Raw genomic sequence first — 17,871 nt, 5'->3', positions numbered from 1 at the left:
ATTGCTGGTCAGCATCTCCCACTTCCGTACCGGACACGTCCCCGCCCATCGACTCAGACCCTCGCTTCCGAGGTTTCGGACTTCGAGGGGGCCGCCTCCGAGGGTGCAGCATCCACAGCCAAGTCCGCCACGGGACGCTCCGGCGTGGCCAGTCCCAGGTTCTCCCGCAGCGTGCTGCCCGCGTATTCCGTGGGGTAGACGCCGCGTTCCTGGAGCGCGGGCACCAGATGGTTGACGATGTCGTCCAGGCCGGTGGGGATCAGCCATGGCGAGATGTTAAAGCCGTCCACGGCGCCGGTCCGGGCGTACTCCACCAGCCGGTCAGCCACTTCGGCATAGGACCCTGTAAAGGTGGCGTCCACGCGGCTGGTCTTGGCGGAGACGAACTGGCGGATCGACAGCCCCTTCTCCTTGGCTTCCGCCCTCCATTGATCGGCCAGCTGCCGCGCCTTGGCCCCGTGGAAGCCGCTCCCGCGGGTCTCGGAGGTTTCCTCCACCACCGGATCAATCTCCGGCAGCGGCCCGTCCGGATCGTATCCACCCAGTTCGCGTCCCCAGAACTGTTCCAGGTAGGCGATGGCCTGCTGCGGGCCGATCTGGAGGCTGCGGACCCAGGCCTTCTTTTCCAGGGCTTCCTCCGGCGTCGCGGCCAGGATGAATTCGCTGGCAGGCATGATCTTGACGTCGTTGGCCCCGCGTCCGGCGTTCAGCGTCCGCTCCACGATGTCGCGCCGGAAGTCCAGGGCGTCGTCAAGCTTGGGGTGGGCGGAGAAAATGACGTCGGCCTGCCGGGCGGCGAAGTCCCGGCCCGCCGGGGAGTCCCCCGCCTGGAACAGCACGGGCCGGTACTGCGCACTCCGGGGCAGTCGCGGGGTGACGTCCACGGTGTAGTGCTTGCCGTGGTGCACCACCCGCCGCCATTGCCCGGTATCGGGGTCATGCGAGTCCCAGATCCGCCTGGCGGTTTCCACGAAGGCTTCGGCATGCGTGTAGCGGTCAGCATGGTCCAGGTACCCGCCGCGGCGGAAGTTGGCGCCGGTCCAGGCGTTGTCCGTGGTCACGATGTTCCAGGCCGCGCGTCCGCCGGAGAGCAGGTCCAGAGAGGACAGCCTGTGCGCCAGGTCCGCAGGATCGTTGTACGTGGTGTTCTGGGTGGCGACGAGTCCGATGTTGGAGGTCACCGCGGCCAGAGCTGCGAGCATGGTCTGGGCGTCTGGGCGTCCGGCAACGTCCAGCTCATGCGGCCGGCCCAGGTGCTCGCGGAGACGGAGACCTTCCCCCAGGAAGAACGCGGCGAACAGGCCCCGTTCCGCTGTCTGGGCAATACGGCGGAATGATTCGAAGTCCGTCTGCGAGCCCGAATCGGCCGCCTTCCAGACGGTTCCCGAGTTCACGCCCTGGAAGAAAATGCCGAACTGGAGCTTTCCGCTCGGCTGGTATTTAGCACGGCTGTGCTGTGTCATGGTTTTCCCCTAAATTCCGACGGCGGTTGCGGCGTAGCGGCTGGCTGGACGTTCCAGGCCCAGCAGGTCCCTGAAGGTGCCGTCCTGCGGCACCGGGGCGAGCACACCCCTGCGCCGCAGTTCCGGAAGCACCAGGCGGGCCAGCTCCTCGAGGTCAATATCGAGCCTTGCCGGGTGCAGCCGGACGCCGTCGGCCACTTCCAGTACTTCAGTCAACAGATCGGCCAGTTCGGCTGCCGGTCCGGCGAAACGTGCCCGTTGTGCCCTGTCAGGTTCCACTCCCCCGAGCCGCTGGGCGGCGTCCTGCCCGCGGGCATCCAGCACGACGTCGAGCTCCACCACGACGGCGGGTGCCCGGCCGCCCAGCCGTTCCCGCACGTCCCGGACCTCGTCCGCGAGCAGCTCGGGTGTGGGCGCTGTGACCAGGACGGCGTCCACTGCAGACGGGTCAATCAGGCCGTCGCCCACGAGTGACGCCGGAACCAGTACAGGTAGCTGGCCCTGCAGGGGACGGGGAATGATGGACGGGCCCTTGACCGAGTAGCCGGGACCGTCAAAGTCCACATAGTGCAGCTTTCCGGCGTCGAGATAGCGGCCGCTGGCGACGTCGCGGATCACGGCGTCGTCCTCCCAGGAGTCCCAGAGCCTGCGGCTCACCTCGATGGAGGCGGCTGCCTCCCGGGCAAGGCCGTCGCCCGTGGCGTGAGTGCGTCCGACGGCGGCTGCAGCAGCGGGGTTGTCCTCCGCGGTGGCAATCCAGCCGGCCCGCCCGCCGCTGACATAGTCCAGGCTGGCCAGCTGGGTGGAGACGTGGAAAGGCTCGGTGTATGCCGTGTCCACTTCCGGAATCAGCGCAATTTGACGGGTCAAGGGGCCGGCATATGCGGCGCGCTGCAACGCGTTCAGCCGCCCCTCCGCCGGGGAGTCCCTGAACGTCACGGCGTGGAAACCGGCCGACTCGGCGGCCAGCACGGCGGCTGCGAGCGCCGAGGCGCCTGGCGCTGAGCCTCCGGTGGCGCCGTCGAGTTCCAGCGCCAGGAAGCCCCAGCCTCCGGGGGTGTTGCCTGCGTTGCTCATGATGCGTCCTGTCGTTCGGTGGGGGTCTTCTCGCCGGCTTCGACGGGTACCGGCAGCCGGTTCCCGGCCGGCGGCAGCGGGCACGTGGCCAGGTCCGTGTAGGCGCACGGCAGGTTGACGGCCCGGTTGAAGTCCAGGCTGACCCTTCCGTCCGGGTCGGGTGCCGCGACGGACAGCGAGCGGTTGGCCGCGTAAGTGGTCCTGCCGGACGTTCCATCCGTGAACAGCACGGAGAGGCTGCCGGGGGCGTGGCCGTTGAACGCGGTCAGCGCCAAGTCGTGCCCGCCCAGCCGGAATCTGATCTGGCCGGGTGCCTCGTAGACGTGCTGGATGCCCTCCACGGCCGCGCCCACCGTCGTTGCGCGGGGCTCGGCGAAGGGCACGAACGTACCCTCGACGGCGAACGCGGGGTCCGGCGCGTAGGCCGGCGTGCCGCGGTACTCCCTGAGCAGCGGGTTGTCCGGGTGGCGTGGCCGGACGATGTATTCGCCGCCGCGCTTGGCGAGTTCGACGACGGTGTCCCCTGCCGTGAGGTTGACACCCTCGCGTTCGGCGATCGGGCCGAACACCGCGGTGGCGCCGCCGTCGTGGTTCAGTTCCTTGCCGTCCCGCTGGAGGCTTTCGCCTCCCCGGAGAACCACGCGGACGGTGTCGTTGTCCACGTTCCAGGTTCCCGGCACGCCGTCGAGCCGCGCGGGCTCAGCGCCCAGCCAGTGCAGGTGGGTGACGGCGAGGAAGCCGTGGGGATCGGCGCGGTGTCGCTCATGGGCTTTGTGCCATTCGTCCCAGGCCGTGGCGAACGATGTTTCAGTGTGCGTAGACGTGGGCATGATCGCTCCTGTAGTTGTCGTGATCGGCACTGACGGTCGTGGCGGCATCGTCCGCTCCAGGATGTCGAGGACCTGGAATTTCACCGTGTTTTCCCTGCCTGGGCGCTCCCGAACGTCGCTTCGGTGACGGTCTTGGATTCCGGCAGGGCTTCCTCGGAGAGGCCCCAGCGCTCCAGGACCTCGCCGTAGGAGCCGTCCTTGATGGCGGAGTTCAGCGCCTCCGTGATGACCGGGGCCAGCCCGTTGCCCTTGAGCGACGTGGCGGCCACCAGGGTTTCGGAGGGCCAGCCGGCGTTGACCTTGCCCACGATCTTCAGGTCGTCCCGGGTGTTCTCGCGGTACGCCGTGGACGGGTAGGGCGCGATGTTCAGGTCGGTGCGGCCCGAGGACAGCGCCAGGATGGTGTCAGCATCGGAGGAGTAGTACTGGAGGATGGCCGGCGCCTTGCCCTTGTCCTCGAGTTCCTTGTTCCACGCCAGCAGGATCTTCTCCTGGTTGGTTCCGGAGCCCACCGAGACCTTCAGGCCGGAAATGTCGTCCGCGCCCTTGACGTCATAGCTGGCGCTCTTCTTGGCTTCGAAGCCCATATACGCGGCCCGGTAGCTGGCGAAGTCGAACAACTTCACGCGGGCCGCGTTGATGCCCACATTGGAAAACACGGCCTCGAAGTCGCCGGACTGGGTCTTCAGCGGCCAGTTCTCCCAGGAGGTGACCTGGATGTCGAGCTCCAGGCCCAGCTTGTCCGCCACCAGCTGCGCGATGTCCAGTTCGGAGCCGATGGGCGTCTTGTCGTCCGTGGCGTGGAAGGACAGCGGGATGGACCCGGCCGTGGTGGCCACCGTGAGCTTGCCGTCCTTGCCGATCAGCTCGGGCAACCTGGCGGCGAGCGCGCCGTCCTTCTCCGCCCGGATCCGCTGCTGGTCCGGCGAGGTGTTGTAGACGACGCCGTTGCGTGCCGCCGTCGTCCCCGGGCTGCCGGATGCTGCGCCTGCGGAAGCGGCTGCCCCCGGATCGGCGCAGCCGCTCAGCGCCAGGGTGCCGGAAAGAGTTCCGAGAAGGACGACGGCGGGCAGCGCCGCCAGCGTGCGCTTACGGCCGCCGCTGTTGTGCCGGAAGGTGGAGAGTGCCATGGGAAGTTCCTTTAGATGTTGAAGGCGGGTTCGATCACCTTGGAGAAGAAACTCCGGGTGCGTTCTTCCTGCGGTTTGGTGAAGATGTCCTGGGGTGCGCCCTGTTCCACGATCTGCCCCTGGTCCATGAAGACCACGGTGTCCGCCACGTCGCGGGCGAATCCCATTTCGTGCGTGACGATAATCAGCGTTGTGCCGGATGTGGCCAGTTCCCTGATCACATCCAGGACTTCGTTGACGAGTTCGGGGTCCAGCGCGGAGGTGGGTTCGTCGAAGAGCAGGATCTTGGGGTCCAGCGCCAGGGCCCGGGCAATGGCCACCCGCTGCTGCTGGCCGCCGGAAAGCTGGCGAGGGTAGGCACCGGCGCGGTCCTTCAGCCCCACCCGGTCCAGCAGTTCCAGACCGCGGTCACGGGCTTCGGCCTTGGTCAGGCGAGGTTTGCCGGCACGCGGCGCCACCACCGGGGCCTCGGTCACGTTCTCCAGTGCCGTGAGGTGCGGGAAGAGGTTGAAGTTCTGGAAGACCATGCCGATTTCAGTGCGCTGCTTAAGGATGTCCTTCTCGCGCAGTTCATGGAGCCGCTTTCCGCGGACCTCGTAGCCCACCAGTTCGCCGTCGATGGCGATGAAGCCGCCGTCCACCTTTTCCAGATGGTTGATGGTGCGCAGCAGGGTGGATTTGCCGGACCCGGACGGCCCCACGATGACGGCGACGCCGCCCGGCTCCACCGTGAGGGTGATGCCTTTGAGGACTTCCGTGGTTCCGAAGGATTTGCGGACCTTGGTGATTTCCACCAGCCCGCGGGTTGCTGCGGGTGCTGCGGGGCGCTCTGCTGCGACGGCCGTGCTCATCGGGTGCTCCTTGCTCGGGTGTCAGTGACGGCAGCGTGCGTGGCGAAGAACCTGCGGGCCTTCTGGAGCGGCGTCAGCGGGAGGGTCCGCACGGCGCCCTTCGAATAGTGCCGTTCGATGTAGTACTGGAAGACGCTGAGCACGGAGGTGATCACCACGTACCAAAGCGTGGCCACCAGCAGCAGCGGCAGGACCTGCTGGGTGCGGTTGTAGATGACCTGGACGGTGTAGAACAGCTCCGAGTACGCCAGGACGTACACGATGGACGTGCCCTTGACCAGGCCGATGATCTCGTTGAAGGCCGTGGGCAGGATGGCCCGCATGGCCTGGGGCAGGACGATCCGGGTGGAGCGGCGCCAGGCGGGAATGCCCAGTGCCGCTGCTGCTTCCAGCTGGCCCTGGTCCACCGAGAGGATGCCGCCGCGGATGATCTCCGCCGAGTAGGCCGCCTGGTTCAGGGTCAGGCCGAGGACTGCTGCCGCGAACTGGCTGATCAGGGTGGTGGTCTGGACTTCGAAGAAGCGGACGTCCGTGAAGGGAATCCCCAGGCTGATCTTCTCGTAGAGGTAGCCCAGGTTGTACCAGAGGAGCATCTGCACCAGGAGCGGCGTGGAGCGGAAAATCCACGAGAACGTCCAGGACACCGATACCAGCAGCGGCGACGCGGAGAGCCGCATCAGCGCGAGGATGAAGCCAAGGATGAATCCGAGCGCGCCGGAGATGGCGGTGAGCTTGAGGGTCTCCAGTAGCCCGTTGACCACCGACTGCGCGGTGAACCACTGGGCCACCACGCCCCATTCCCAGCGCGGGTTTGTGGCCAGGGACCAGACCACCGCGGCGACGCCGAGTGCCACCAGTGCCGTGCCCACCCAGCGCCACGGGTGGCGGGACGGGACCAGCCGGTAGTCGGCGTAATCGGTGGCGGCCTGACGGGGTTCGTGCCCCTGGTGGCCGCCCTGCTCCGCGGACGGTCCTGGATTGGAAACGCTTACGTCAGTTCCGGCGGACGCCGGTCCTGCTGCGGACTGCGCTGCCCGGGTTGCTGTTGAACTCATGCGCCACCTCGCTTCTTGTCGGTTTGTCAGGTTGGGTTGTCAGGTTGGGTTGTCAGTTCGGAATTTCAGGTCGGGTTGGCAGCAAATCTAGGGACGCCGGAAACCCGCAGCAAGGCGGCATGTTGCATTGGTTCACAGGGGTTCTCGCGGCGTCATGAGTCGTTTTCTTGCGCGGATTTACGCGCTGTTACGCGGCGTGAACGGCCGTGACCGGAGCCTCGACCGCGGCCCAAGCCGCTGCCTAGCATGAGGCGAAAACCCCGGTCCCAGACCGTCCCCTGAACAGGAGCCCAGCCGTGCCAGCGACCATCCCTTCCGTGGCGTTTGTAGGCGGAGGTCCCCGGACAGCCGGCATACTGGAACGCCTCGCGGCCAACCGGCCGGAGATGTTTGCCCGTCCGCTGGCCATCCATGTGATCGAGCCCCACACTCCGGGCTCCGGCAGGATCTGGCGCTTCGACCAGCACCCTGGCCTGCTGCTCAACTCCGCAGCGGCGGACATCACCATGTTCACGGATGCCTCCGTCGCCTGCGAGGGCCCACCCGCCGACGGTCCCGGGCTCGCCGAATGGGCTGCCGGCGTACTGGACGGCACCCTCACGGACGTCCCCCCGCTCACCTCGGAACTGCAGGGCCAGCTGCACGCCCTGACCGGTGCCACCTTCCCCACGCGCCAGCTGCAAAGCGTCTACCTTGAGTGGTTCTTCCGCCGGGCTGTTGCCGCGCTTGGCCCGGACGTCCGGGTCACCGTGCACCGGGATACCGCCGTCCGGATCGATGCCGATGACGTTGCGACCGCCGGAGGTAGCACGGGTGCAGGCGGGGGCCTTGTCGGGTACCGCATCAGGCTTGCCGGCGGCGGCACGGTTGCCGCCGACGTCGTGGTTTCCGCCCTGGGGCACACTGATTCGCTGCCGGACGAGGCGTCCGCCGGCCTTGCCGGATTTGCTGCCCGGCACGGCGGGTTCCATGCGGCACCCAGCTACACGACCGACGTCGACTATTCAGCGCTGGCCCCCGGCCAGGACGTGATCGTCTCGGGCATGGGGCTCGCGTTCGTGGACCTGGTGGTCCTGCTGACGGAGGGGCGGGGCGGCCGGTTCCAGGAAACGCCCGACGGCGGCCTGGCGTACGTTCCGTCCGGCGCGGAACCGCGGCTCTGGGCAGGTTCGCGGCGCGGGGTTCCGTACCATTCCAAGATTTCCTCCACCCTCCGCGGCGAAGCGGCCGGAGATCCCCGGTTCTTCACGGCCGCCGCCATCCAGGACCTGCTGGCACAGCACGGCGAGCTGGACTTCCGCACCCACCTCTGGCCCCTGATCGCCAAAGATGCCGGCTACGGCTACTACCGTGAGCTCTTCACCGGCTACCCCGAACGCGTGGGCATCGGCTGGGACGAGTTTTCGGACCGCTTCGCGGGACTGGACTGGTACAGCCCCGAACGCGAACGGCTGGTGCTCGAGTCGGTGCCGGACCCGGAGTTCCACCTGGACTTCGAGCAGCTGGACCACCCCCTTGCGGCGTTGGAACCTGCCGGGCCCGAGGACGTGCAGCGCGCCGTGGCGGCCTACATAGAGCACGACCTCCGGCTGCGGACCAGCCCGGACCACTCGGAGACGCTCGCCCTGTTCATCGCGCTGCTCAAGGTGTACATGGACCTGGGCCGGCTGGTGCCGCCGGAGCGGCTCAACGCGCGCTCTCAGCAGGCGGTGCATGGGTGGTGGCACGGCTTCTTCAGCTTCGTGGACTCGGGCCCTCCGCCGCAGCGCTTGCGGGAGCTGCTGGCGCTCCACCGGGCAGGGCTGTTGCAGTTCCTCGGCCCCGGGCTGGAAGTCACCGCCGACGAGGCATCCGGACAGTTTGTGGCTGTGGCCGCCCAGGGCGGGGTGCGCGTCGCGGCCAAGGCCCTGATCGAGGCACGGCTGCCTGCCCCGGCAGTGGCAGGCTCCACGAATCCGCTGCTGCAGCATCTGCACAGCTCAGGACTCGGCAGCGAGCAGACAGTCCTCACCGCCGACGGGCTCCATGCAACGGGCCGGCTGCTGGTGTCCACAGCCAACGAGCTCGTCAGCCCGCTGGGCGAACCGAACCGCACACTGTTCGCCGTCGGCCCCAATACCTCCGGCTGGGGCGCCGGCGCCTTCGCCCGCCCCGGGACGAACGCCGCGCCGTTCCGGGAGAACGACGCGCTGGCGCGGCGGATCCTGGACCTGCTGGCTGAGGATCCGGGCGGTGCACCTGAACCCAGTGGAGTTGAACGCAGTGGAGTTGAAGCAGGGGCCGTCCCGGCCGCCGCGGGAAAGGCTGAATCATGGAACAACTAACCACCCCGCCGGCGCGCGTGCAGGCGTCGGCAGTGACCGTCCTTAACCTGCCCATGCATGACGCCCGGGTCCGGCCGCTGCTGGACGAACTTGCCCGCGAGTACGACTCCCGGTACGGCGATTTGTTCGGCCGGGGAGCGGCCGCCGGTGAACTCAACCGCTACCCGGCAGCCGAATTCACCGCGCCCGGCGGGGCGCTGCTGATCGTCCAGGAAAACGGCGAATCCGTAGCCGGCGGGGCGTTCCGGCGGCACGGGCCGGGGACGGCGGAGTTCAAACGCATCTGGACGCACTCGGCCCACCGACGCCGCGGACTGGCCAGGTTCGTGTTGGGCGAGCTCGAGGCCCTGGCCGTCCGCCGCGGCTACAGCCGGGTGTACCTGACCACCGGCCCGCGGCAGCCTGAAGCGAAGTACCTCTACCTGAACTCGGGATACGAGCCGCTGTTCGATGTGGCAGCCGATCCGGAAACCATCAAGTTCCTGGCATTCAGCAAGGATCTGGAGTCGCACGGCTAAGCTATCGGCATGGCCATCAAATCCACCGCAGATAAAGTCGCCACCATCCAGAAGGGCTACACGCTGGAAGGCGCCACCATCGAACTGGGAGCCGCGATCGTCGACGGCGAGCTCCACAAGGATGCACCCGTACGGCTGCCGCTTTCCATGATGAACCGGCACGGGCTGGTGGCCGGCGCAACGGGCACCGGCAAGACCGTGACGCTCCACATGATGGCGGAGCAGCTGTCCACGGCCGGGGTTCCGGTGTTCCTCGCCGACATCAAGGGCGACCTGTCCGGGCTGGCCACTGCGGCAACGGGCAGCGAGAAACTCAAAGCGCGCACGGACAGCATCGGCCAGGCGTGGGCGGGCAAGACGTTTCCGGTGGAGTTCCTGGCGCTCGGCGGGGACGGCAACGGCATCCCCGTCCGGGCCACCATCACCTCCTTTGGCCCAATTCTTCTCGCCCGCATCCTGGAGCTGAACGATACGCAGGAATCCAGCCTGCAGCTCATCTTCCACTTTGCGGACAAGAACAACCTGGAACTGATCGATCTCAAGGACCTCCGGGCAGTCATCCAGTTCCTCACCTCGGACGAGGGCAAGGACGAGCTCGAGGCGCTGGGCGGCCTTTCCAAGGCGACGGCAGGCGTCATCCTCCGCGAACTGGTGACGCTGGAGGCGCAGGGCATGGAGGCTTTCTTCGGCGAGCCCGAATTCGACACCGCCGAACTGCTGCGCACAGCCCCTGACGGCCGTGGCGTGGTCACCTGCCTGGAACTGCCCACGCTGCAGACCAAGCCCATGGTGTTCTCCACCTTCCTGATGTGGCTGCTCGCGGACCTCTTCGAGGACCTGCCCGAGGCCGGGGACCTCGACAAGCCCAAGCTGGTCTTTTTCCTCGACGAAGCCCACCTGCTGTTCAACGATGCCTCCAAGGCATTCCTGGAAGCCATCACCACTACCGTCCGGTTGATCAGGTCCAAGGGCGTGGGCATCTTCTTCGTCACCCAGACGCCGAAGGACGTGCCGGCCGATGTCCTGGGACAGCTGGCCAACCGCATCCAGCACGCCCTCCGCGCGTTCACTCCGGAAGACGCCAAGGCCCTGAAGGCCACCGTGTCCACCTTCCCCATGAGCGACTACGACCTTGAAGAAACCCTCACCTCGGCAGGCATTGGCGAAGCGGTCATCACCGTGATGAACGAGAAAGGCGCGCCCACCCCGGTCGCCTTGACGCGGCTGCGGGCCCCGGAATCGATAATGGGCCCCAGCACCGAGGAACTCGTCATGAGCACCGTGGCCGGCTCTGCACTGCTCGTCAAGTACGGCACGGCGGTGGACAACGTCTCCGCCTACGAGAAGATCTCCGGAAAGAGTGCCGCGCCCACCGGAGCGGCCGCCCCGGGCCAGCCTCCCACTCCGTCCGCGGACGTTTTTGTTCCCAACAGCCCCGTTCCGGGCAGGCCTGTTCCGGGAGCCCTGGACCGCGACACCGTCGACGCCGATGCCCGCCGTATCGAGGAAGAGATCCTTGGGCGTCCCAGCAGCAGGCCTGCTCCGGAACCGGAACGGCCCCGCAGCGGGGGGCGCCAGGCACCCCCGTCGCGGCAGGAATCAGGCGGAGGCATGGTGGACGATCTCGCCGGAGCCCTGGGCGGCGCTCTCGGCGGCGGCCTCAAGAGCATGGCGCGGTCGCTCGGTACGCAACTGGGCCGGGAGCTGTTGCGGGGCGTGTTCGGCACCTCCTCCAGGCGGCGCCGCTAGCGGTTCGGCGGGGGCATCCCCGGGGGCCGGCAACCCGCCGTCGGACTGTCTGACAGCGGCTCTACGGCGTCATGTGGGGCATCCGCTACATCTGCTTTCACGCACCTTGCAGGTAACGTAAGGTGCGTGCAGATGAGTCAAGCGTTGGTGAGGATCGCGGCCGGGTGGCTGCTGGGCCTTATGCTTGCTATCGCCGGAGCCGTCGTGGCGGTGAACCTGGTGAACGCCTCCGTGGCGAGTCCCGAGCAGCCCGTCCGTGAATATCTGGACGCTTTGCAGAAGGGTGAGGGCGAAAAAGCGCTCGGCCTCCTGCGCGCCTCCGTGCCGGCAAGCGATGCCGCCATGCTGGACGGAACGGCCCTGCAAACCGCCGCCTCCCGGGTGACGAACGTGAAGTTCGGAGAGACCCAGGAGCGCACCGGCAACCAGGTCATGGTGCCGATGGAATACACCATTGACAGCAGCAGGCTGAGCACCGAGTTCCTGCTGGAGCGGACCGGGACCGAGTGGCTCTTCTTCAATAAATGGGCGTTCGTGCCGGCCGCGCTGCCCGTCCTGGACGTCACAGTGGTCAACTCCAACCAGGCCACCCTCAACGGTGTTCCGGTCAATATGCCCAACGGCCGCAATTCCTTCGCCGTCTTCTATCCCGGCGAATACGAGGCCAGCCTCAACGGCGAATACTTCTCTGCCCCGGCCAGCCGCGCCACGGTGTCCGGCCGCGACGTACCTACTGCCCCGCTAAGCCTCCTGACGGAAGCCACCCCGGCGCTGAAGGACGCGGTGGGCGCCAAAGTCAAGGAATTCCTGGACACCTGCGCCGCTGGGGCCGTCAAGGAACAGAAACTGCAGCCGGACTGCCCGTTCTACCACGCCACTTTCAACCGGGTGACGCTGGGAACCATCGACTGGAGCATCAGTGAATACCCCAAGGTATCCATTGAGCCGTTCGGCGGCCGCTGGGTGGTGGCCCCGCTGGACGGGAAGGCACGGTTGAAGGCGCAGCAAACCGACCTGTTCACCGGCGCCGTGACCAACCTGAACGTGGAACACGATTTCAGTTTCACCACCCGCCTGGACGTTGACGGGGACACCATCAGGGTCACCCCGCTCCTCAGCTACTAGCTCCCGGCGGGAAGCCAAAGCGATCAGAGACAAAGGGGAGTCAATGGGCGGCAAGGACAAGCTCCGGTGGGAATGCGGAACATGCGGACAACAACATCGAGGGCTCGCGACCGTTTTTGGGGCCCAGGCTCCGGATCCCTGGGTGCATGCCACTGCAACCGAACGTCAAGCCGGCGAACTGACCGCCGACATGTGTGTGCTTGAGATCGAAGGCACGTGGCATTACTTCCTCAGAGGACACATCGAGATCCCTGTCGTTGATGCACCTGGTGACGTCTTTAGCTGGTCCGCCTGGGTCTCGCTCAGTGAGGAAAGCATCCAAAAGGTCGCTGAGCACTGGGACGACCCGGAACGGGCCTCGTTGGCCCCAGTGTTCGGTTGGTTATGCAATGAGCTGCCCTACGAGCAGTCAACCATCTCGATCCCGACCCACGTGCACAACAGAGAACCAGGAGTGGTTCCCTTCATCCGGCTCGACCCGTCAGTGGACCACCCCTTGGTGAGAGAGCAGGGAACGGGGATATCGCTTCATCGGCTGGCCGAAATCAACAACGCCGTGATGGGTTAGAAGGCAAAAGGCTGCCGTCCGTGACGCCTCGTCACAAACGGCAGCCCTCAGCGAAGCACTAGCCCGTACCCGAAACCGGGTTACCTCAGTCCATGCCGCGGAGGTCCAGGACCAGCTCAGTGTCGCCGTCGGCCTGCAGCACCACCGGGATGCCCCAGTCCTGCTGGTACAGGTGGCAGGCGGCGTGGTCGGGGATCTCGCCGTCGGCCGTTTCCGGGCCGTCGCAAGCGGCAGCGCGCGCGGTGATGTGCAGGACGCCCTCCGGGATATCGGAGGAAAGCTCCAGGGTCCGCTGCAGGCCCACTGACGTTCCGCCGCCGGCAACCAGCAACTCATGCGGCGTGGACGAGATCTTCAGCTGCGTGGGGTCGCCCCAGCGGTCGTCGAGCTTCTGCCCGGTGGGCGCCGTAAAGCGTACGGTGAGCTCCAGCGTCCCGGGGGCAACGGGGCTCTTGGGCCGGTGTGTCTGCACCGCGCCCTCATCCACCTGCTGCGCTTCCTTGGGGATGGGCACGTAGATCAGCTGGTGCTTGTTGGCTTCCACCACCACCAGCAGCGGCTCGGAGCCTGCCGTGTGCGTGTGGTCCACAATCACGTCGGACGGCTCGGACAGGCCTCGGGCCAGGGTGGAGACGGTTCCCGTGGCGGGGTCGTAGCGGCGGACGGCACCGTTATAGGTGTCGGCGATGGCCACGGAGCCGTCCGGCAGCACAGTGACGCCGAGCGGGTGCTGCAGCCGGGCCTCAGCGGCCGGTCCGTCGCGGAAGCCGAAGTCGAACAGGCCCTTGCCGACGGCGGACTCCACGGTGACCGTGGCGTCGTCGTCGATCACCAGTTTGCGCAGCGCGGACGTCTCGGAGTCAGCCACCCAGATGTTGCCCTCGGCGTCCTCGGCCAGGCCGGACGACTGGGCGAACCAGGCCTCATGGGCAGGGCCGTCCTGCAGCCCTTCCAGACCGTTTCCGGCCAGGATGGACACCGCGCCGGAGACCGGGTCGAAGCTGAAGATCTGGTGGACGCCGGCCATGGCGACCACCACGGCGTTGAGCTTGGCGGACCAGACTACGTCCCATGGCGAGCTCAGCGCGACGTCCAGGGGATGATCGCTGAGGCGTCCGGTGAAGCCGGCGGCGTCCTCGTCAACCCGCGCCGGCCCTGTCTCGAGCAGGCGCTGCACGCCGCTGCCGGCGAGCGTGGTGACGGTTCCGTCCGCGAGGGACAGCCCGCGCAGGCGGTGGTTGACGGAGTCGGCAATCACGACGTCGTAACCCGTCTTTGCTGCCACGTCTTCCGGCAGGAGGACAAGGCCCTGCGGTTCGTTGAACTGAGCGGTGGGCTTGACGGAGTCGACGTCGGCGCCGGGGCCGTCGGCGTAGCCCTTGGTTCCGGAGCCGTAGGTGCGCAGCACCGTATGGAAGTCGGTATCCAGCTCCACCAGGCGGTGGTGGCCGGTGTCCGTGACGAGCCAGGAGCCGGCGTCGGACGCTTTCGCGTCCGGTCCGCCGTTGGCAGGGGTGCCCCGGCCTGCCGGGAGGAAGAGGGCTTTGCCCGGGAAGCGCAAGGTTCCCGACGTCGGCTCCGGTGCCACGTACGGGCCGTTGCCGCGGTGCAGGGTGCCCTTGGCCTCGTGCTGGGCGATGAGCTCGGGGATCAGCACGGACAGGCCGTCCGCGTGGCCTTCACCGGAAAGGTGGGCCACGATGTAGCCCTCCGGGTCGATGACCACCAGGGTGGGCCAGGCGCGGGCGGTGTAGGCCTTCCAGGTCTCCAGCTCGGGGTCGTCAAGGACCGGGTGGTGGATCTCGTAGCGCTCCACGGCGGCGGCGAGGGCGACGGGATCGGCCTCGTGCTCGAACTTCGGCGAGTGCACGCCCACCGTCACCAGGACGTCGGAGTACTGCTCCTCCAGCGGGCGCAGCTCGTCGAGCACGTGCAGGCAGTTGATGCAGCAGAAGGTCCAGAAGTCCAGGAGCACGATCTTGCCGCGCAGGGCTTCCAGGTCCAGGGACTTCCCGCCGGTGTTCAGCCAGTTACGGCCTACCAGTTCGGAGGCGCGGACCCGGAGGTGGGTGCGTACGGTTTCGCTCATCAGCGTCCTTCCAGCTTTGAGTTGCGTTCAGCCAGCTTGGCGTCGCGTTCAGCCAATTTGGCAAACATATCGTTGTAAGCAGTGAGATCGGCGTCGTTATTCCTGTCCGCCGCGCGGTCGGTCCGTTTGGACTCCCGCGCATCCGAACGGGACCACATGATGGCGACGCCGATCGCCACCAGCAGCGTGGGTACTTCGCCGATGCCCCAGGCAACTGCGCCGCCCATCTGCTGGTCGAGCAGCGCGGAGGGACCCCAGGTCCGGCCCAGGTTGCCGAAGTAGTCCGCAGCCAGCAGGTTGGTGCCGCCCATGATCGCTACGCCGAAGAAGGCGTGGAAGCCCATGGTGGCCAGCAGCAGCAGGAGCCGCATCGGGTAGGGCGCGCGGCGGGGCAGCGGGTCCGTGCCGATCATGGTCAGGACGAAGATGTAACCGGTGAGGGCGAAGTGCAGGTTCATCAGCTCGTGGCCCACGTGGTCGCGCATGGCATAGCCGAAAGCATCCGAGTAGTAGAAGAGCACGATGGAACCGGCAAAGTTGGCCGCGGCGAAGAGTGGGTGCGTGACCAGCTGGGAGAACTTGGAGTGCACGAACAACAGCAGCCATTCGCGCAGGCCCCGCGAGCCGTCTCCGCGGGCCGGCAGGGCCCTGAGCGCCAGCGTCACGGGGGCGCCGAGCACCAGGAAGATCGGTGCCACCATGGTGAGCGCCATATGGTCCACCATGTGCGCGGAGAACAGCACGCGGCCGTAGACCGCCGGAGGGCCGGAGGTGATATAGGTCAGGACCACCAGTCCGATCACCCAGTTGACGCTGCGGAACCAGGACCATTTGTCGCCCCGGCGCAGGACCTTGGCCACGCCGAGGACGTAGGAGACCAGGCCGAAAGCCGCAACGGCGATCCAGAGCCAGTCCAGGCGCCATTCGGTGAGCCAGCGTTCCGGAGTCAGCTCAGGCGGCAGCTCGTAGCCGGAGAGGATGAATGCCGGAGAGGCGTCAGGAGCGAAGGTGGTGGGTTGCGGCGGGGCTGAACGGCCCAGCGCGACGGCGATTCCCGACGTCGCGCCCATGATCAGCAGTTCCGCGATGACCAGCTGCCACAGCACCCGCCGGGAGGACAGGGCGGCACCCTTGCGGTTGAGCTGAGGGATGACCCACTGGCGGTGCATCAGGCCGATGCCGCCCAGCATCAGCGTGGCCACAGCCTTGGCAAGCACCATTTGGCCGTAGGCGGATCCCAACAGGTCATTCCAGCTGGTGATGCGGATGCTCGCGTTGATGACACCGGAAGCAAAGACCAGGACGAAGGCAAACCCGGCAAGGGAGGAGAAGCGGCGGAGCGTGGGCTCGGTGATGTCGGACTTGCCGGCGGCTTTGGCGCCTGCGTTGGCTTTGGCGCCGGTCAGGATGCCGGACAGGATGCCGGACAGGACAGCCAGCATGATGATGCCGCCCACCCACGCGGATACACCCACCATGTGAAGGGCAAGGGAGTTGATGGCCCCCTCGTGGTCGCTGGAACTTGAGGAGTGGCCGATGAGGGCGATCGGAACCATGCCCACCAGCGACAGCACCAGCGTCAGGGCCAGGCCGGTGAGGGACCGCACCCCGAACAGGGCAGTGGTCACCACAGCGGCCACAATGGTCACGGCCAGCCAGGCGCGGCCGGTCTCAATGTCGGTCATGAAGTAGACCAGCGCCCGGGTGAACTCGGCATCCCCGGAGAGCGGCTGTCCCGCCACATCCGAGTACGTCAGCACCAGCACCGCAATGGCAGACAGCGTCCACGCAGCACCTGCGCCCGCAGCTACAGCCAGGGCACGGGCAAATGCCGGATGCTCGAGGTCGCTGGAATCCTTGGAGCGGGAACCCCCGGCATTGCGCGGGAGGATGCCGATGGCGAAAATCAGGCCGCCGATCACTGTGGCAAGAGAGACGTTGTGAATGGCCTTGCTGATGGGAAGCCCCCAGCGGATCAGGGCCCCGGGATCGGACACCTCGCGTGCGGCGGCCGCTCCGGAGAACAGGAGGGCTGCTGCCAGGCCCAGGATGAGCGCCGCAAGCCCGGCCACCTGCCACGTCCGGGAAATGCCCGCCGCACCGCCGGACACCCCAGTCTTTCCCGGAGTGGGGGAAGGCTGCGGAAGGGTGGGGCGGGATTTTGCTGCTGAGGGCACTTATCCATTGTCCGCTACGGGTGCCTGCGCCGCGAATCGGCGGATGCTCGAGCCGGCGGTTAACGCAAAGGGAGCGGCAACCCTCAGGTTGCCGCTCCCTTTCAAGCGTTGGACGCCGGATGCTACTTCTTGGAGACAGCAGCCTTCAGCTTGGAGCCGGCGGTCAGCTTGACGCTGTGGCCAGCGGCGATCTGGATGGTCTCGCCGGTCTGCGGGTTGCGGCCGGTACGGGCTGCACGGTCGGTGCGCTCGACTGCGAGCCAGCCCGGGATGGTGATCTTCTCGCCCGCGGCGACAGAGGTCTCGAAAACCTCGAACAGTGCATCGAGCACGGAGTTGACGGCTGCCTGGCTGGTGCCGGCCTTGCCTGCTACCTCTGCAACAAGTTCACTACGGTTCTTAGCCATTTATGTCCTCCTGGACGGTCATGATTTCTGGAGCCTGAACGCGGCATGCGCACAAGCCACTGTTCGAAAACTTACCAGCTTGCCGCGGTCAGGTCCGCAAATTCCGCGTGTTTCCGCCATTTTTTGAGGTTAATCACCGGTTTTGAGGCCTTTTGACCCCGTATTTCGCCATCAGCGGACGGCTGCCGACGCTCCCGCAGGAGGGCCGACGGAACCCTATCTCACCTTTCGCACTCCCCACGGCAACGCTCTCTCACTACCTGCGGGAAAATCCCGGACGCTCTCTCATTTCCTGGCGGAAATTTCGGGGCGCTCTTTCATTTTTGGGTGGGGTTCGACGGCGGTTCCGGGGTTGGGGTGCCGGGCCGGCCTTTGCCTGTGGTTGGGAGAGGGTTCGTCAGAACGGTGCAGGTACTGAGCGAGGGTCCGTGGTTTCGATACAGGTACTGAGAGAGGGTCCGTCGGAAGGGGGCAGGTACTGAGAGAGGGTCCGTCAGAACGGTGCAGG

Annotated in this window: 14 protein-coding genes; 5 read left to right on the top strand and 9 right to left on the bottom strand. The window is 66.9% G+C overall.

From position 1 onward, the window contains the following. Positions 1 to 53 precede the first annotated feature (53 nt). The 6 genes from WMN78_RS06090 to WMN78_RS06065 all read right to left on the bottom strand — a co-directional run bounded on the left by WMN78_RS06090 (position 54) and on the right by WMN78_RS06065 (position 6,406). Positions 54 to 1,463, bottom strand: coding sequence for an NtaA/DmoA family FMN-dependent monooxygenase (locus WMN78_RS06090; protein ID WP_340532660.1), 1,410 nt, complete (start codon positions 1,461 to 1,463; stop codon positions 54 to 56). Between the two features lie 9 nt (positions 1,464 to 1,472). Next, positions 1,473 to 2,540: an LLM class flavin-dependent oxidoreductase gene (locus WMN78_RS06085; RefSeq protein WP_340532659.1), complete on the bottom strand. Its 1,068-nt coding sequence runs from the start codon at positions 2,538 to 2,540 to the stop codon at positions 1,473 to 1,475. After that, a complete protein-coding gene (locus WMN78_RS06080) occupies positions 2,537 to 3,370 on the bottom strand; it encodes a DUF1684 domain-containing protein (protein WP_340532658.1) in 834 nt (277 codons plus the stop codon). Before WMN78_RS06080 ends, WMN78_RS06085 begins: the two co-directional genes overlap by 4 nt. Before the next feature lie 80 nt (positions 3,371 to 3,450). Continuing rightward, positions 3,451 to 4,500, bottom strand: a complete 1,050-nt coding sequence (locus WMN78_RS06075; protein ID WP_340532657.1) for a transporter substrate-binding domain-containing protein — start codon at positions 4,498 to 4,500, stop codon at positions 3,451 to 3,453. A gap of 11 nt (positions 4,501 to 4,511) precedes the next feature. Then, positions 4,512 to 5,351, bottom strand: coding sequence for an amino acid ABC transporter ATP-binding protein (locus tag WMN78_RS06070; RefSeq protein ID WP_340532656.1), 840 nt, complete (start codon positions 5,349 to 5,351; stop codon positions 4,512 to 4,514). Further along, the gene (locus tag WMN78_RS06065; protein WP_340532655.1) at positions 5,348 to 6,406 is read right to left on the bottom strand and encodes an amino acid ABC transporter permease; all 1,059 of its coding nucleotides are present in this window, start codon (positions 6,404 to 6,406) and stop codon (positions 5,348 to 5,350) included. The genes WMN78_RS06070 and WMN78_RS06065 overlap by 4 nt, the downstream gene beginning before the upstream one ends. Positions 6,407 to 6,702: 296 nt before the next feature. Between WMN78_RS06065 and WMN78_RS06060 the strand changes: the two genes are divergently transcribed. The 5 genes from WMN78_RS06060 (at position 6,703) to WMN78_RS06040 (ending at position 12,690) form a co-directional block, all read left to right on the top strand. Next, on the top strand, positions 6,703 to 8,730 hold the full coding sequence (locus tag WMN78_RS06060; protein WP_340532654.1) for an FAD/NAD(P)-binding protein: 2,028 nt from the start codon (positions 6,703 to 6,705) through the stop codon (positions 8,728 to 8,730). Beyond that, positions 8,718 to 9,248, top strand: coding sequence for a GNAT family N-acetyltransferase (locus WMN78_RS06055; RefSeq protein ID WP_340532653.1), 531 nt, complete (start codon positions 8,718 to 8,720; stop codon positions 9,246 to 9,248). The genes WMN78_RS06060 and WMN78_RS06055 overlap by 13 nt, the downstream gene beginning before the upstream one ends. 9 nt (positions 9,249 to 9,257) lie before the next feature. After that, positions 9,258 to 10,997 (top strand): helicase HerA-like domain-containing protein, encoded by a 1,740-nt coding sequence (locus WMN78_RS06050; RefSeq protein ID WP_340532652.1) that lies wholly within the window; start codon positions 9,258 to 9,260, stop codon positions 10,995 to 10,997. A 132-nt stretch (positions 10,998 to 11,129) separates the two neighbouring features. Next, the gene (locus WMN78_RS06045; RefSeq protein WP_340532651.1) at positions 11,130 to 12,122 is read left to right on the top strand and encodes a hypothetical protein; all 993 of its coding nucleotides are present in this window, start codon (positions 11,130 to 11,132) and stop codon (positions 12,120 to 12,122) included. A gap of 43 nt (positions 12,123 to 12,165) precedes the next feature. After that, positions 12,166 to 12,690: a DUF2199 domain-containing protein gene (locus WMN78_RS06040; RefSeq protein WP_340532650.1), complete on the top strand. Its 525-nt coding sequence runs from the start codon at positions 12,166 to 12,168 to the stop codon at positions 12,688 to 12,690. A gap of 85 nt (positions 12,691 to 12,775) precedes the next feature. Here WMN78_RS06040 and WMN78_RS06035 read toward each other — a convergent pair whose 3' ends face one another. The 3 genes from WMN78_RS06035 to WMN78_RS06025 form a co-directional block, all read right to left on the bottom strand. Next, positions 12,776 to 14,779 carry an NHL domain-containing thioredoxin family protein gene (locus tag WMN78_RS06035; RefSeq protein ID WP_340532649.1) on the bottom strand — a complete coding sequence of 668 codons (2,004 nt, stop codon included), beginning with the start codon at positions 14,777 to 14,779 and terminating at the stop codon, positions 12,776 to 12,778. Next, complete coding sequence (locus WMN78_RS06030) at positions 14,779 to 16,956, bottom strand: cytochrome c oxidase assembly protein (RefSeq protein ID WP_340532648.1); 2,178 nt, start codon at positions 16,954 to 16,956, stop codon at positions 14,779 to 14,781. Before WMN78_RS06030 ends, WMN78_RS06035 begins: the two co-directional genes overlap by 1 nt. 122 nt (positions 16,957 to 17,078) lie before the next feature. Then, complete coding sequence (locus tag WMN78_RS06025; protein WP_011693739.1) at positions 17,079 to 17,363, bottom strand: HU family DNA-binding protein; 285 nt, start codon at positions 17,361 to 17,363, stop codon at positions 17,079 to 17,081. Positions 17,364 to 17,871: the final 508 nt, after the last annotated feature.

This window comes from Arthrobacter oryzae (genome assembly GCF_037911235.1).
Classification (GTDB): Bacteria; Actinomycetota; Actinomycetes; order Actinomycetales; family Micrococcaceae; genus Arthrobacter; species Arthrobacter oryzae_E.
Note: the sequence above shows the minus strand (reverse complement) of the source record. Positions and strands in the feature narration are given on the sequence as shown.